Below are 14,915 nucleotides of genomic sequence, written 5' to 3'. Positions count from 1 at the left end.
TTCACCACCTGAATATGGGAGGAACCACCATGCCATTTTTGCAACAAGACCCGCGTCGTCTGGTGTGGCAGCAAAACGATCGCTATTTATGGATAGAACCCTGGGGTGAGAACAGCCTGCGCGTGCGCAGCGGCCGTCATCTTCCGGTTATGCGAAATGAGGACTGGGCGCTGACGGAGCCCGTCGCTGAAAGCGCCTGCCACATCGTTTATGACCAAAAGCAGGCCACGCTGACCAACGGAAAGATTATCGCTATCGTCAATCAAAAGGGGCAAATCGCCTTTTATCGCCATCCGCATAAGTGCCTGTTGCAGGAGTTCTGGCGTCAGCGGGGGGAAATTGGCGAAGATGAGTCCTCTCACGGCCAGTACGTCAGCGCCCTTAATCTTGAGGGCCGCGAGTTCCGTCCGATTCAGGGCGGGAAATATGCGGTCAAAGCCCGCTTCGAAGCCGTCGAAGGGGAAAAAATCTACGGCATGGGCCAATATCAGCAGGCGAATCTTGATCTCAAAGGGTGCGTACTGGAGCTGGCCCAGCGCAACTCTCAGGCTTCGGTGCCGTTTATGCTCTCCAGCCTGGGCTACGGATTTTTGTGGAACAACCCGGCCATCGGTCGGGCGACGTTTGCGCAAAACGTGACGGAATGGGAAGCCCACGTCAGCGAACAGCTGGACTACTGGATCACCGCCGGAGATACCCCGGCAGAAATTTGCCAGGCTTATGCGCTCGCTACCGGCACGCCGCCGATGATGCCGGATTACGCCATGGGCTTCTGGCAGTGCAAGCTACGCTATCGCACGCAGGAAGAGTTGCTCGCGGTCGCCCGCGAATATAAACAGCGCAACTTGCCCATCTCGGTGATCGTTATCGATTTCTTTCACTGGCCGAATCAGGGCGACTGGATGTTCGACCCGCGCGACTGGCCCGACCCCGACGCGATGATTGCCGAGCTGAAATCATTGGGTATCGAGCTGATGGTCTCCGTCTGGCCAACGGTTGACAGCCGTACCGAGAGCTATCGGGAGATGCGCGAAAACGGCTGGCTGGTACAGACGGAACGCGGATTGCCGATTAACATGGACTTCCTCGGCAATACTACCTTCTTTGATGCCACCCATCCCGGTGCCCGCGACTACGTTTGGGGCAAGGCAAAGCGCAATTATTACGACAAGGGCGTGAAGCTCTTCTGGTTAGATGAAGCCGAGCCGGAGTTTAGCGTCTATGACTACGATAACTATCGCTATCACGCCGGGCCGGTGCTGGAAGTCGGCAATATCTATCCGCGAATGTACGCCAAAACCTTCTTTGACGGCATGAAAGCGGATGGCGAAGATCAGGTCATCAACCTGCTGCGCTGCGCGTGGGCGGGCAGCCAACGCTACGGTGCGTTGGTGTGGTCAGGCGACATTCACTCTTCGTTTCGTTCTCTGCGCAACCAGTTTGCCGCCGGCCTGAATATGGGGATCGCGGGCATTCCGTGGTGGACGACGGACATTGGCGGCTTTCATGGCGGCAATATTCACGACCCGCGCTTTCATGAGCTGCTGATTCGTTGGTTCCAGTGGGGAGTCTTTAGCCCGGTTATGCGCCTGCACGGCAATCGCGATCCGCAGATTCTACCGGATCAGCCTTATCGGGACGGGATTGCCCAGTGCCCAACCGGCGCGCCAAATGAAGTCTGGAGCTATGGCGAGGATGTGTGTGACGTGCTGACGGGCTGTCTGACCTTGCGAGAGAAGCTCAAGCCCTATATTAAAGCGCTGATGGCAGAAACCCATAAACGCAATACACCGGTCATGCGGACCCTGTTTTTTGAATTCCCCGATCAGGTAAAAAGCTGGGAAATCACCGACCAGTACTGTTTCGGCCCCGATCTGCTGGTTGCGCCCGTTATGCATGAAGGCATGCGCGAGCGCGACGTCTGGCTGCCGGAAGGTGAGAAATGGACCGACCTTGCCACTGGCGAGAGCTATCAGGGAGGGCAGACGCTGCGCTACGGGACACCGCTAAGCCGCATCCCGGTATTTATTCGCGAAGGCGGGCAATATCGTAGCTTGCTGGCGCTGTAGTTTAACCCGGCTGCGGTACTCATCACCGCAGCCGGAAATATTGCGTGCTTTATGCCTGCGGCGGCGTGAAAAGCGCCGAATAATCACGGTTACAGATACGCTGTACTGCCGGATGCTGAATCATCCTTTCCGCGAAGATGGCGTGATACTCTTCCATCACGTTGTCCATCCGCCCGATCTCAATTATCGATTTATCGCTATAAAAGTCATGAACATATAGCGTTGGCGCAACGAAAATGGCGTTGTGAGCCGCACCGAAGGCTTTCATCAGCGCCGCATCATCAAACTCTCCCAGAATTTCCACCTTTAATCCCTGCGAGTTAAACCAGTTGAGCAGCTTACGCCCCAGCATCGAGCGGCGTCCGGGGATCAGTAATCGACGTTCTTCCAGGCAGGCCGGGAACGGCTTTTTCGGCGGCGGATTCATACACCAGAAGCTCACGCTACATTCGCCGATTTTCACCGAAAACAGCCCTTCCTGTTGAGTGGAGTCGATAGGGCAATCAGAGATGATCATGTCGAGCTTATGCTGGCTTAGCTGCTCAAGCAGCATTTCGTGGGTCGATTCAAAACAGCGTAAATGGATCTGTTCGTTGCCGACGACCGCCGCATCAAGGACGCCGCTAACCAACCTTTTTGACAGCGCATCCGCGACGCCGACATCAAACAGCAGATTGGACTCTTTGCGATAGTTAACGATATCCAGCATTTCCTGGCTCAGCGTAAACATGCGATCGGCATAGCGGAAAACCAGTTCCCCGAGTTCACTGGGCTCCAGCCCTCTTCCTTTACGTTTGAACAACTTCCCCTGCAGACGTTCTTCCAGCGCTTTAATCTGCCCGGTGATGGTTTGCGGTGTCAGAAACAACGCCTCTGCCGCACCGACAACAGAGCCTTCTTTGTAGACATGCCAGAAGTAGTACAGGTGGTTGTAGTTGATATGCGACATGCTTCTCTCCCTGATAATGTCCAGGAGAGCCGTAACGGCTCTCCGTGAGTTATTAAGCGGCGTAGCCCGACTCCGTTACGCGCTTACGCAGTATGATGTATCCCGTGACTGCCGATAATATCGATCCAATCAGGATGCCAAGCTTGGCCCAGTTGATCAATCCTGGGTCAACGCTACTGAAAGCCAGTGTGGCGATAAAAATCGACATGGTAAAACCAATCCCGCATAGAATGCCGACCGCCATAACCTGCTTACAGGTTGTGCCTTCCGGCAGCAAGGCCCATTTCATCTTCAGCGCCAACCAGCAAAATGCACTGATCCCAAGCGGCTTACCGATAAACAGCCCAGCGATGATACCCAGCGGCAGCAGAGAGGTTAGCCCTTCAACCGTCACGCCCTGCAGCGATACCCCGGCATTAGCAAAGGCGAACAGCGGCAGGATTAAGAATGCCACCCATGGATGCAGAACGTGCTCAAGCTGCTTCGCCGGAGATTTACCGTTCTGCTCTTTTAGCGGGATCATAAAGCCAACAATAACTCCCGCCAGCGTCGCATGAACGCCTGATTTTAATACCGCAGTCCAAAGTACCGCACCGACCAGAATGTAGATTCCGGTACGCCGCACGCCGCTCAGATTTAACGCCGCCAGAACAACGATTGCCCCTGCAGCAACGATCAATGACAGCACTGAAAGGTCGTTGGTATAGAACAGGGCAATAATAATAATCGCCCCGAGGTCATCAATGATGGCCAGCGCCATCAGGAAGATCTTCAGCGCGGCGGGAACCCGATTGCCCAACAGCGCCAGAACGCCCAACGCAAAAGCGATATCGGTCGCTGCCGGAATCGCCCATCCCTCTCTGGCAATCGGATCCTGGGCATTAAACGCCAGATACACCAGTGCCGGAACCACCATGCCACCTAATGCCGCTACGACCGGGAATACGGCCTGGCGACGGCTGGCTAACGCCCCCTGGTTCATCTCACGCTTAACTTCCAGGCCAATCAGCAGGAAAAACACCGCCATCAGCGCGTCGTTAATCCACAACAGCATGTTTTTGTTGATCTCTAACGCGCCCACGCGCAGCTGAACCGGCGTTTCCAGAAAAGAGTGATAAAAACCACTGGTCACGCCAGTATTTGCCAATAACATCGCCAACACGGCGGCGAAGATTAAGATAATGCCCCCGGAAGCATCGCTACTAAAAAAACGCTGCAGATGTTTCACTTTTACTCTCACCTTGCTGGTCAACAACTCGATAAAAGTATAATACAGGCGGCAAAACATCGAAAAAATCAGTTTTAAATTGCTTTTATGATCGGTTTTAACGAATAAAAGAATATCGAGAATTTGCCTTATCAATGATATGGGTAAGCTTAAACCAATCTTAACAATCCAACGGCGAGCGGTACTGACGGGCAATTCCCGTCAATCATAAACCACCCGAAGTAATGTCAGTTGCTTATCCTCATCCAGATAGTTTTTCTCAATCGTGGCATGGGGAGAGGTCGTGGGGACAACGAGATTTTCCACCGTGATATGACGCTCAACGCGATCCTCTCGGTGGCATAAAATATCGGAGGTTCCCATTTCATTCCAGCAACCCGCGGTAACCACGCTGCCAGAAAATCGGAGCTGGCCGCCGGAAGCGGCAAGCGCGCAGCCAATAAAAAAAAGCGGCATGACCACGGTTGGAACCACATAACGAACGAGAGGCGTTTTATCCATAATTCGGCACTCCTGTATTTGATCTCACCGGGGCGCGACCGCCCCGGTGTATAGCGCCGACCTTAGCCTTTTGCTTTCTGAATCGCCATTTGCAGGGCGTCCTGCGATGAACTTCCTGGCATCACCGAAACGCGGTTGGCCTCCGGCGTTTTTGACTGCGGCATCACCACGAACGCAGGCGTACCGGAGAAATTCATATGCTGAGCCAGCGCCTGATTTGTCAGCAGCGCATCATGTATTGCACCGCTGTCCTGCGCCTGTTTGACCTCCGCAATCTTTTCCTTCGACAGATAATGCTGCGCAAGGCTGTAGACATCTTGTTCCGCCAGCGCACCCTCGACTTTACCTGTGGCATATAACGCGTTGTGCCAGTCGAGATATTTCGTACCACCATCAGTTAACCACACCTGCTCACCAACTCGTGCCGCCAGCCCGGAAACCGGCCAGCGCGAAGAGAAGATAGGGAACTCTTTGAAAATAAAGCGTGTATCCGGGTTGGCTTTGATCAGGTTCTCAACGACCGGCGCCATCTTGCTGCACCAGGAACACTGGTAATCAAAAAACATGACCACCGCTGATTTCGCATCAGCCGGGCCGACGGAGGGGCTGGCGCTGCTCAGCAATCCTGACTGGTACTGTAGCGCCAACTGCACATAGGCTTGCTGTTGGGCAATTTGCTGACGTTGATGCAGCGTTTCGCTGGCAGCAATCAAGAATTCAGGGTGGTTCGCCAGATACGTCGCCACCGCTTCGCCGACTTTATCCGGGTGGCTGGCGATATACGCTTCGGCCGCAGGGCCAATCTGCGATGCCGGGTCACTGTCGGTTGCCAGCGCGGGTAATGAAATCGCGCCGCTCGCCAGCGCCAGGACCGCCAGTCGGGTCAGTTTTAAAGATGAAAAATGCATAGAAAAAACTCTCATTCCAGGGGGGGTAAACAGGTCAGCGCGCAAGCGACGTATTCGCCGTTATCGGCGGCAGCACCCGACCATAATCATTGATGCTTTGCCAACGCACAGCGCAGGTATGCACCTGCTGGCACCATGGGGTTTTGCGCGTTGAAAAAGGGGCGACGACGCCCGCCGTATCGACAGGCTTGCCGTTAGTATTGAGCAGGAAAAGCGTGACGTAATAAGGACCGGGGTTCTGCACCTCCAATCCCTCCCGGGTCAACGTCCAGCGCAGTTGCCGGTACGCCTGTTGCGGATCACCCGCCAGCCCGGAAGGGCGATAGATAAGCTTCAACGCGGAACGAAACGCCATCTGTAAGCTATTGACGCCAGGTTTTCCGGAGGGGATCGCGGCAATACTTAAGGTAAACAAACTTTCCCGATCGACGGGCAAACTGTCGCCAGTCCAGGTCACGCGCAGCGTATTCTCCTGCCCCGCAGCAAGGCGAAACAACGGCGGCGTGATAACAAACGGAGGCTTACCTCCAGGCGTAACAATCGCGCCGGGCCAGCGTTGTGCCGATTGAATATGGCTATCAATAAGCCAGCTTTCAGAGGTGGTATTGTTCACCGGGACGCTTAGCGTCGTCATCTTTGCGTTATAGATAAAACGCGTCCCGCCAATCACCACCCCCGCCTGCGCCTGCGAAACCGGCAACAGCAGGACCATCAGGATAAAAAGAATAAACTTATTCATAGGCGAGGATAAACGTTGCTGAAGCATTAGCCGTGCCGGCGGTAACCGCGCTGCCGTCGGCAATGTAGCGGGCATAAAATTGTAAGTGAGCGGAAGCCTGCCCCGAGGAGAGCGCCATCACTTCACTCTCCTGCCCCAACGGAATCAGGTTTTTATCTTTGTCATAGATGCCAATCCCAACGCCTGCGGCATCGTCAGCCCCTTCGACCAGCGCCAGCAGGTCCGCATTTCGCCCGTTTGCCGTGCCGCTGAAGCTCACCGTAACGCCGCTGACGGTACTGCCGCAGTTCTGCAAATCAATGGCAAAAGGCTGCCAGGCAGAGCCATCGCCAGCCTGGTAAAACTGGCGGTTCGACACGGTTCCCATATCCACATCAATATTTTCTGAATCCGGCGACAGCGTGCAGGTGTTATCGGTAATCGTACCGGTAACATAAACCCGCCCGTCGTGGGCCTCTGTTTTCCCCAGCGCCAGAACGAAATAAGCCATGCAGGCCAAATAAAAATGCTTGTTCATCGCCGCCACCTATTCGTATTGCAGGTCGAAATACATCACCGCCGTGGCGTTACCGGAGGTGACCGTAGGTTGGGTGGATTTGTAACGAATATAGAAAGAGAGCGTATTGCGTCCGGCCTTCAGCGGATAAACCACCGAGTCGCTGTTATTCATACTGACATCATCCTGATCATCATCGAGAAGCTCGACACCAACGCCGCTGGCCAACATACTTTCGCTGCCCATGCCGGTATCGCTCAGCGCCAGTAGAGACGGGTCATCGCTATCCGCCGTGCCGGTAAACCAGATTTTGGTTCCCGTGATCCCGCGCGAGCAGTTCTTCAGGTTGATATTAAACGGCTTAAACTTCGTCGTCGTTCCGGTCGAGGGGAAATCTTCAACCGAAAACTGCCCTAAATCGATGCTCTGACTGAGGCTGGAAAGCTCCACATCGCAGGTTTGCGCCACAATCGTACCGGTGAACTCCAGATTGTTGCCGGTATCATCGGCCTGGCAAAATGAGCACCAACACAGGAGAGCTAAAAATAAGCCACGTTTTAGATTCATTTAGTCGAAGTCCACCCGTAGATTAGCCAGGGCAGTAAATACGCCCTCGGCGGGGGTTTCTCCGGTTGTGCTGACGGGGTATGCCTGTAGCGAAATATTGGCCTTACCCGCATCGTCGGTCACAAAAGGCTCCACGCTGCTGGTATCGTTTGGCGTCAATACCGCGCCCTCGTTGGTTTCAACCACCACACCTACATCCGGATTATCGGACGCAATGGCCTGGCTAACGTGGCTATCCGCCGTCGCGATAAGTCTCAGGCTTAAATTGACCTGCGAATCCACGCCGCTGCATTTAACTGGCACGTTGAATCTTTTTCTTCTGACGCTCGCCGGTTTCTCTCCTGCGTGGGTAAAGCCCCCACTATAGAGCGAACCAAAATCCACCAAAATGGTCTGCCCGGCGTTGATCTCACAGCTTTGCGGGACGGTCACCGTGCCGCTGTAACTGATGTTGTAAACCACGTCGCTGAGCGGGTCATTTGCCGCCGTAGTCACATAAACGCTGAACATCGTTTTTGGCGCGATAGTGACGGTGCCGACAAAAGGTTTAACGATCTTGAGCTGAAATGTCAGATTTGAATCATGAATTGGAAACGGCATACCGTTATTCACGCTGCCGTCATATCCCATGTAGACATAGTTTGCGGGCGGATAGAACTCACCCACCTCCGAGTCCTCAATACGCATTGCTCCTTCCAGATAATCAGAATCCAGCTTGATGTATTTCCATTCACCGCTGGTTTCAGCAATAGGCCAGGAGGTGACATAAGATCGATAAGTATGCCCCGTTGGTGAGGAATCAATAGGGCAAATGGCCTGAACGCTAACATCCTGATTTTCTGTTAGCTGTACCGTACTCCCGGCCTGGTTTTGTGCTGCCGTCAGCGTCTTGCTCAAATCATAATCAATATTGGAAGGCGAGCCGTTAGTGTTTTTACAAACATAGGCCAATCCAGTCTGGCTCAGCAGTAATCCCACCAGCAGGATAAATAGCAGGCGTATCTTCATTTAGCGGCATTCCACATGTTGTCGCACCAAGGCCTGCCGGGTTGCAGGAAGTTGATAATGCACGAGGCATTGCTGTGAAGCCTCGCGGCCCCACTGCACTTTTAGCGTTCCCTGCGGGCTCAGTCCGGATAAGTAGACCTCGCCATCATCGCCAACAATCGCCTCTTGCGCAGGGGCATCGGTCGAGGCGGTCGCGCCAAACGGTATCGGCTGCCCGCCATGTAGAAGTGTCAGGAGCGCACGCTCACCGACCCGCGCTTTAAAGTTGGCCAGCACCAGCGCGCCCTGGGTAGGCACGACGTTGACGACGGCGTCATCAATATCCACATCATCCGCCATGGAGTTCACATCCAGCGCCATGCGGTTTTGTCGATAGGTCGTGGCATAAGGCACCACGGCATAGCCCCGGCTATCGGTATGAATACCCGGTTGGTCATCAATATTGACGTTTTCTGCTCCCGGCGCGGCGATCAACACGTTGGTATCCCCAAGCGGCTGGCTCAACGTCACGCCATGCGCATGCGCCACAATGCCGCCGCTCAGGCCGTAGTTAATCTGCTGGTAATCGCCGTTATCGCTGGTGTTGTAACCCGCATTAACATTGCCCTCGGCACCATCATATTCGAGACTAGCGGTACCGCTTTCACCGACGCCATGATTCTGATAGCCCTGCTGCACGCTATAGCTGAGGTTATTTTGATCCAGCAAAGTACCGCTGAGCCCGGCGTTTTGCGTGACGCCGCCGTGCTGATCCGTGCTGGTACTGAAGGTGGCGTAGATATTGTGGTTTTTATGCGTAATGTCGTCGTTATGGTGTAGCCACTGCCCCAGCGGCAGCGAGATGTTCAGGGCTAAAAGCTGGTCGCTTTTGTCCTCACCCGGCGCACGGCTTTGGTTGTAGGAAAGGCTCCATGATACGCCCGCCAGGGTATCGCTATACCCCACCTGCAGCAGCGTATTCTTCTCATCAGTATGCCAGTAGCTCTGCTGGCTGCCGGTAACATACAGAGAGCCCAAATGACTCAGTTGCTGAGAGATATTCAACTGAATTTTACCGCGTTTGGTATAATACAGATTGTAATAATCGTTCCAGTTACGCTGATCCTCATCCTCGTCGGTCGGTCCGTTGTAGCCCGACATCCGTTTCCAGGCCGTATCATCGAGAGTATAAAAACCCGATGTCGAGTAGCGATAACCGAGCAGCTGGAAATTGGTCCCCAGGCTATTCAGCGATTTAGCGTACAGAAAACGCATCGATTGCCCCTGATGTTCGCTATCGTCCGCCAGGGTGCTGTATGCCTGAGTGATGTCGACGGATACCGCGCCCCAATCGCCCAGATTGGCCCCCGTCCCTAACGCCAACGCGCGATAGTTGTCAGAAAACTGCGTCCCGCCATAGACGGTAAAACCGTGCGGCAAACCCCACATCAGCGTCGCCTGAGCAAACTTCACATTATCTTTTTGGCTACTGTCGCCGCGATAGCTCGCTACCGTGGCCGCATATTTCAGCCGCCCTTCGCGTTGCAAAACCGGCACCGCGGAGTACGGCACGCTATAGCGGGTGACGCTGCCATCGGCTTCTTTAACCTCAACGCTCAAATCCCCGCTGGAGGCCGTCGAATAAAGGTCATTAATGGTAAATGCGCCGGGTGAAACATAGCGCTGGTCGATGATGTAGCCATTCTGGCGGATCGTCACCTGGGCGTTGCTTTTGGCGATGCCGTGAATGGTCGGCGCAAAACCTTTCATGCTGTCGGGCAGCATATTGTCATCGGAAGCGAGCTGCAGGCCGCGAAAGGGCAAACTATCGAATACCGCCGAGGGCGTATAGCTGTCCCCCGCCGTCAGCTCGCTTTTCAGCGTCGCCAAATCGCGTTCCACGTAGGTGCTGATATGCTGCCAGTCGCTTTTATTGTTCTCGCTACTGCTGTTGTAGTTCCATGTCGAATAGTTACGCAAACGCCAGGCACCCAGATTCAGACCGCCATTCAGGCCAAGAAACAAGGTGTTATCGTTAACGCCACCTTCACTACGATCCCGACTGTTCGCGCCGGTAAATGTATAATTGAGCAATAGCGCGTTGATGCCTTCATCCCAATATTTCGGCGAAATATAGCCTCTGGCGCTATTTTTCATCGCCGCCTGAGGAATGCTGATATTCAGACGTTGCTGGGTGAAATCAAACCGGGTATAGGCTGCCGGAATGGCTGCTGCGATATCCGCGCACCCCTTCTTGCCGGGCGTCAGTAATGTCGGAAAAGCCTCAACATTGACCTTCATCTCACTGAGCATATCGGGCGTCAGGCAAGCGCTCAGTCCGGAGTCATCGGCTGAAGCTTCCGTCACCGTTGCGGCATTCACCTTCGCGGCCTGAAAAGTGATATCGCGGGTAACCAGAAAAATGCCGTTCAGATAGACATCGACCCGATAGACGCCGGGGGCCTGGCCGTTGCCTTCGAAACGCGAAAGATCGGCGATCTTCGACGGATCGTCAGACAAGAACGCGGGATTGAAATAGTTATCAGCCCAACTCTTCGGCAGCGTCAACACGCATACCAGAGTCAGGGTCATCAGCACCGGTTTACTAACGGACGGTGAATGACGCGTCATGGCATCAATTTCCAGCACAATGTTAGTAGCTCTGGCAGGTTTGTACTGGCGTTGTTGCGCCGAAATCATTTACGGTCTGGAAAATCGCCCGGTTTTCAGAACTTTTTAACGTCAGTTCACTTTTCGGTGCAACCATCGTATTAGGCAGTTTTTGGTTTCCAGCGTGTATTTCTACCAGCGAAACATAGTAAGGCGACGGGTTGGCGACGGTTAATCGACCATTTTGGCTGTGGCAGCGAAGCATAGCGGGAGCATCCGCAGAAGGAACAGGCAAATCCTTAGGCCGAATGAACAGTTTAATCACGCTTTGGGTTGCGATTTGCAACGAGTTTTTCGCCAGCGTTGTTTTATCGACTGAGGGGATGGCCTTGCTATTGAGATAGAAAACGCTTTCCCGATCGGTTGGCAAAGAGGGGCCGACGTACATAATCCGCAGCGTGTTCTCTTTTTTTGGCTGAATCACAAAGAGCGGCGGCGTGATAATAAAATCTGACGTCCGGCTGCCATCGGCATTCGCAACCCAGGACTGAATTAAGAAGACGTTGCTATCAGAGGAGTTAATCACCGGAAGGGAGACTTGTTTACTCCCCTGCGGATAAATAACCCGGGTTGCTCCCAGAGCGATACCACCCGCGTGCGCCAGGTTTATTATTCCGGACATGGCCAGCAGCAGCGATAAAATTTGAATTGTTTTTTTAATCATTTTCTAAATATTCAGAAGGTTTTGTTCGCAACGCACATAACGTTTCCTCCGCGCAACATGCACGGAGGAGGCCCGATTAAAAATCAGGAGTACACCATACTAAATGTGGCCGTCGCCGAGACGTTGCCTGCAACGACTGCGCCGGTAGCGATATAATCAACGCTCAGTGGGACGACGTTTTCACCGTCGATTAAGGTTACGGTGCCAGAGGTCTCGCCAATATTCAGCGTCTGACCATCCGGGCCATACAACTGCAGGGCAACGTTGGTAGCAGCCCCTGCACCGGCGGTGTTGGCAAGGGAGCCATCGAGCATACTGTCCTGCTGACCATTAAAAATAACAGCCGCTTCCTGGCTTACCGTGGTGTCGCAATCTTCCAGCTTAATAGAAAAATCTTCTTTCTGATTCGCGGTCATCCCGGCGGCCGTTAATTTACTAGGGAAGGTGCGAATAAGCGGGGAAATTCTTCTCGGCTGACTCAGTCATTTCATTTCTTCATGTTTGAGCCGATTTTTTCTCCCGTAAATGCCTTGAATCAGCCTATTTAGACCGTTTCTTCGCCATTTAAGGCGTTATCCCCAGTTTTTAGTGAGATCTCTCCCACTGACGTATCATTTGGTCCGCCCGAAACAGGTTGGCCAGCGTGAATAACATCGCCAGTTGGTTATCGTTTTTCAGCAACCCCTTGTATCTGGCTTTCACGAAGCCGAACTGTCGCTTGATGATGCGAAATGGGTGCTCCACCTTGGCCCGGATGCTGGCTTTCATGTATTCGATGTTGATGGCCGTTTTGTTCTTGCGTGGATGCTGTTTCAAGGTTCTTACCTTGCCGGGGCGCTCGGCGATCAGCCAGTCCACATCCACCTCGGCCAGCTCCTCGCGCTGTGGCGCCCCTTGGTAGCCGGCATCGGCTGAGACAAATTGCTCCTCTCCATGCAGCAGATTACCCAGCTGATTGAGGTCATGCTCGTTGGCCGCGGTGGTGACTAGGCTGTGGGTCAGGCCACTCTTGGCATCGACACCAATGTGGGCCTTCATGCCAAAGTGCCACTGATTGCCTTTCTTGGTCTGATGCATCTCCGGATCGCGTTGCTGCTCTTTGTTCTTGGTCGAGCTGGGTGCCTCAATGATGGTGGCATCGACCAAGGTGCCTTGAGTCATCATGACGCCTGCTTCGGCCAGCCAGCGATTGATGGTCTTGAACAATTGGCGGGCCAGTTGATGCTGCTCCAGCAGGTGGCGGAAATTCATGATGGTGGTGCGGTCAGGCAAGGCGCTATCCAGGGATAACCGGGCAAACCGACGCATGGAGGCGATTTCGTACAGAGCATCTTCCATCGCGCCATCGCTCAGGTTGTACCAATGCTGCATGCAGTGAATGCGTAGCATGGTTTCCAGCGGATAAGGTCGCCGGCCATTACCAGCCTTGGGGTAAAACGGCTCGATGACTTCCACCATGTTTTGCCATGGCAGAATCTGCTCCATACGGGACAAGAAAATCTCTTTTCTGGTCTGACGGCGCTTACTGCTGAATTCACTGTCGGCGAAGGTAAGTTGATGACTCATGATGAACCCTGTTCCATGGCTCCAGATGACAAACATGATCTCATATCAGGGACTTGTTCGCACCTTCCCTAGCACGAACCTGGCTCAAGGTTACCGTTTGATCAACAGAATCAGCAGAAACTGAACAGGCGGCATTAACAACCTGACCAACGAAATTTACGGTACCACCAGAAACAGTTGCCGTATCCGCAAAGGCAGAGGACATCATGCTACCCGCAGCAATAGCGGTCACCATCATGGCTAATACATGCTTTTTCATAAAAACCCTTTTAAATTTAATAAATGATAATCAGTTTATAATTTCATAAATATCAGACATTGCCAGGCGGGGTTTCCCCCTGGCACTCTTAAGCATTTTTTGGTTATTTATACATGGAGAAAAACAACAACAAGAAATGATGAAGAGTTCTACTAACCAAAAACAATGACGGAGTAATAGGGCTCTGACATTAATTAATTATTATGAAAGCTATAAATAGTTGCAATCATCATAGACTGTTTTTAAAGGACCTCATATAACCACATGGTTTTAATACATATTTCATTTAATCCAGTACCTATGCCATATGGACTATTGACCTATCACCAAACATATGAACGCATCAAAAAAATCAACATACATAACAATACCACCGCCAAAATGTTTAATTAATGTGAGGTATCGATTAAACATTTTCACAAAAAACTAATAGGCCGTGGGGAGTTTTTTCATATCTAACAAACGTCCACCATCGATATTGATATATCCCCCCTTTTTCAACTCAGAAAGGAGCTTCATGGTGCGGCTACGGGATATTCCTGTGCGTCGCTGAATAAAGTTGAGTACATTGATACTCTGTCGGTACTCACTCGCATAAGCCCAAAGTTCTATTAATAACGACCTGACTTTCAGGTAAGAATCCACTCCCACTAACTCGCGATCGCGAACATTCATCACCATCAAGCGATAGGCCAGAATCCGCGCGACATCGTGCCAAAGATCGCACTCATCGGCGACTTTGATAAAATCGGGCAGGGACACAGCGCGCCCACGGCACTCTGTTTCTGCAATAAGATAATGCTCAGGCCGGGTCGGAACATCATAGGTAACACCATAGCTATCAACCAGTCCGACAACAGAAGGGGCAAAAGCGGATAAGACATGCAGACCGCTGCCACAACGGCAAAATGAAAATATCCCGGGCTCAAGGAGTACTATTTTGTTCTCGCTTTCAGAATTAAGTAAAAACTCATCACCAATTTTCAATTCAAATGGTTTACCGAATGACCATAATGCGGAGAATAGTGCATCAAGCGCGGCATGTGGTTTAGCCTGTTGAGAGAAAAAATATGAGTGTAAGGTATTCTCATTATCATTTCCGACGATGTCTAATTTCATTATTTTCTTTAAAAACCATAATCATGAGTTAATCAACGATATACGCACAGATGTTTAGCTTCAATTAATAATAAGTAAATATTCACGGTAGTAAATCTATGTTACACAAGCACAAAAACGCAATACTTAGCACAATGAGTAAATTCTCAATCAAAATAATAACAAGAGTTTTTAAAAGATAAAACCAAGCATT

The 14,915-nt window shown here is 52.3% G+C and carries 13 protein-coding genes and 2 pseudogenes; 1 reads left to right on the top strand and 14 read right to left on the bottom strand.

The genetic code is table 11. From position 1 onward, the window contains the following. The first annotated feature begins 29 nt into the window (after positions 1 to 29). Positions 30 to 2,069 (top strand): glycoside hydrolase family 31 protein, encoded by a 2,040-nt coding sequence (locus HV127_RS11750; RefSeq protein WP_182236214.1) that lies wholly within the window; start codon positions 30 to 32, stop codon positions 2,067 to 2,069. Positions 2,070 to 2,118: 49 nt separating this feature from the next. Here HV127_RS11750 and nhaR read toward each other — a convergent pair whose 3' ends face one another. The 14 genes and pseudogenes from nhaR to HV127_RS11680 all read right to left on the bottom strand — a co-directional run bounded on the left by nhaR (position 2,119) and on the right by HV127_RS11680 (position 14,722). Next, positions 2,119 to 3,018, bottom strand: coding sequence for a transcriptional activator NhaR (nhaR, locus tag HV127_RS11745; RefSeq protein ID WP_182236212.1), 900 nt, complete (start codon positions 3,016 to 3,018; stop codon positions 2,119 to 2,121). 52 nt (positions 3,019 to 3,070) lie between these two features. Next, on the bottom strand, positions 3,071 to 4,246 hold the full coding sequence (gene nhaA / locus HV127_RS11740; RefSeq protein ID WP_182236210.1) for a Na+/H+ antiporter NhaA: 1,176 nt from the start codon (positions 4,244 to 4,246) through the stop codon (positions 3,071 to 3,073). A gap of 201 nt (positions 4,247 to 4,447) precedes the next feature. Then, positions 4,448 to 4,702, bottom strand: coding sequence for a hypothetical protein (locus HV127_RS11735; protein WP_345944684.1), 255 nt, complete (start codon positions 4,700 to 4,702; stop codon positions 4,448 to 4,450). A gap of 107 nt (positions 4,703 to 4,809) precedes the next feature. Beyond that, positions 4,810 to 5,655: a DsbA family protein gene (locus tag HV127_RS11730; RefSeq protein ID WP_182236206.1), complete on the bottom strand. Its 846-nt coding sequence runs from the start codon at positions 5,653 to 5,655 to the stop codon at positions 4,810 to 4,812. 34 nt (positions 5,656 to 5,689) lie between these two features. Then, positions 5,690 to 6,394, bottom strand: a complete 705-nt coding sequence (locus HV127_RS11725) for a pili/flagellar-assembly chaperone (protein ID WP_182236203.1) — start codon at positions 6,392 to 6,394, stop codon at positions 5,690 to 5,692. Then, a complete protein-coding gene (locus HV127_RS11720) occupies positions 6,387 to 6,884 on the bottom strand; it encodes a fimbrial protein BcfF (protein WP_182240635.1) in 498 nt (165 codons plus the stop codon). Before HV127_RS11720 ends, HV127_RS11725 begins: the two co-directional genes overlap by 8 nt. Positions 6,885 to 6,920: 36 nt before the next feature. Continuing rightward, positions 6,921 to 7,457: a fimbrial protein BcfE gene (locus HV127_RS11715; protein ID WP_182236201.1), complete on the bottom strand. Its 537-nt coding sequence runs from the start codon at positions 7,455 to 7,457 to the stop codon at positions 6,921 to 6,923. Next, positions 7,458 to 8,465, bottom strand: a complete 1,008-nt coding sequence (locus HV127_RS11710) for a fimbrial protein BcfD (RefSeq protein WP_182236199.1) — start codon at positions 8,463 to 8,465, stop codon at positions 7,458 to 7,460. Beyond that, positions 8,466 to 11,075: a fimbrial biogenesis usher protein gene (locus HV127_RS11705; RefSeq protein WP_228727521.1), complete on the bottom strand. Its 2,610-nt coding sequence runs from the start codon at positions 11,073 to 11,075 to the stop codon at positions 8,466 to 8,468. A 22-nt stretch (positions 11,076 to 11,097) separates the two neighbouring features. After that, the gene (locus HV127_RS11700) at positions 11,098 to 11,778 is read right to left on the bottom strand and encodes a fimbria/pilus periplasmic chaperone (RefSeq protein ID WP_182236195.1); all 681 of its coding nucleotides are present in this window, start codon (positions 11,776 to 11,778) and stop codon (positions 11,098 to 11,100) included. 83 nt (positions 11,779 to 11,861) lie between these two features. Beyond that, positions 11,862 to 12,215 (bottom strand): annotated as a pseudogene (locus HV127_RS11695) (fimbrial protein); the annotation flags it as partial. 148 nt (positions 12,216 to 12,363) lie between these two features. Further along, the gene (locus HV127_RS11690) at positions 12,364 to 13,344 is read right to left on the bottom strand and encodes an IS5-like element IS5 family transposase (protein ID WP_042934497.1); all 981 of its coding nucleotides are present in this window, start codon (positions 13,342 to 13,344) and stop codon (positions 12,364 to 12,366) included. 70 nt (positions 13,345 to 13,414) lie between these two features. Further along, a pseudogene (locus tag HV127_RS11685) lies at positions 13,415 to 13,603 on the bottom strand (fimbrial protein); the annotation flags it as partial. A 426-nt stretch (positions 13,604 to 14,029) separates the two neighbouring features. After that, a complete protein-coding gene (locus tag HV127_RS11680) occupies positions 14,030 to 14,722 on the bottom strand; it encodes a winged helix-turn-helix transcriptional regulator (RefSeq protein WP_182236193.1) in 693 nt (230 codons plus the stop codon). Between the last annotated feature and the right edge of the window lie 193 nt (positions 14,723 to 14,915).

It is taken from the genome of Klebsiella sp. RHBSTW-00215, assembly GCF_014103785.1.
Taxonomy (GTDB): Bacteria; Pseudomonadota; Gammaproteobacteria; order Enterobacterales; family Enterobacteriaceae; genus Klebsiella.
This window is presented reverse-complemented; position numbering and strand designations above follow the sequence as displayed.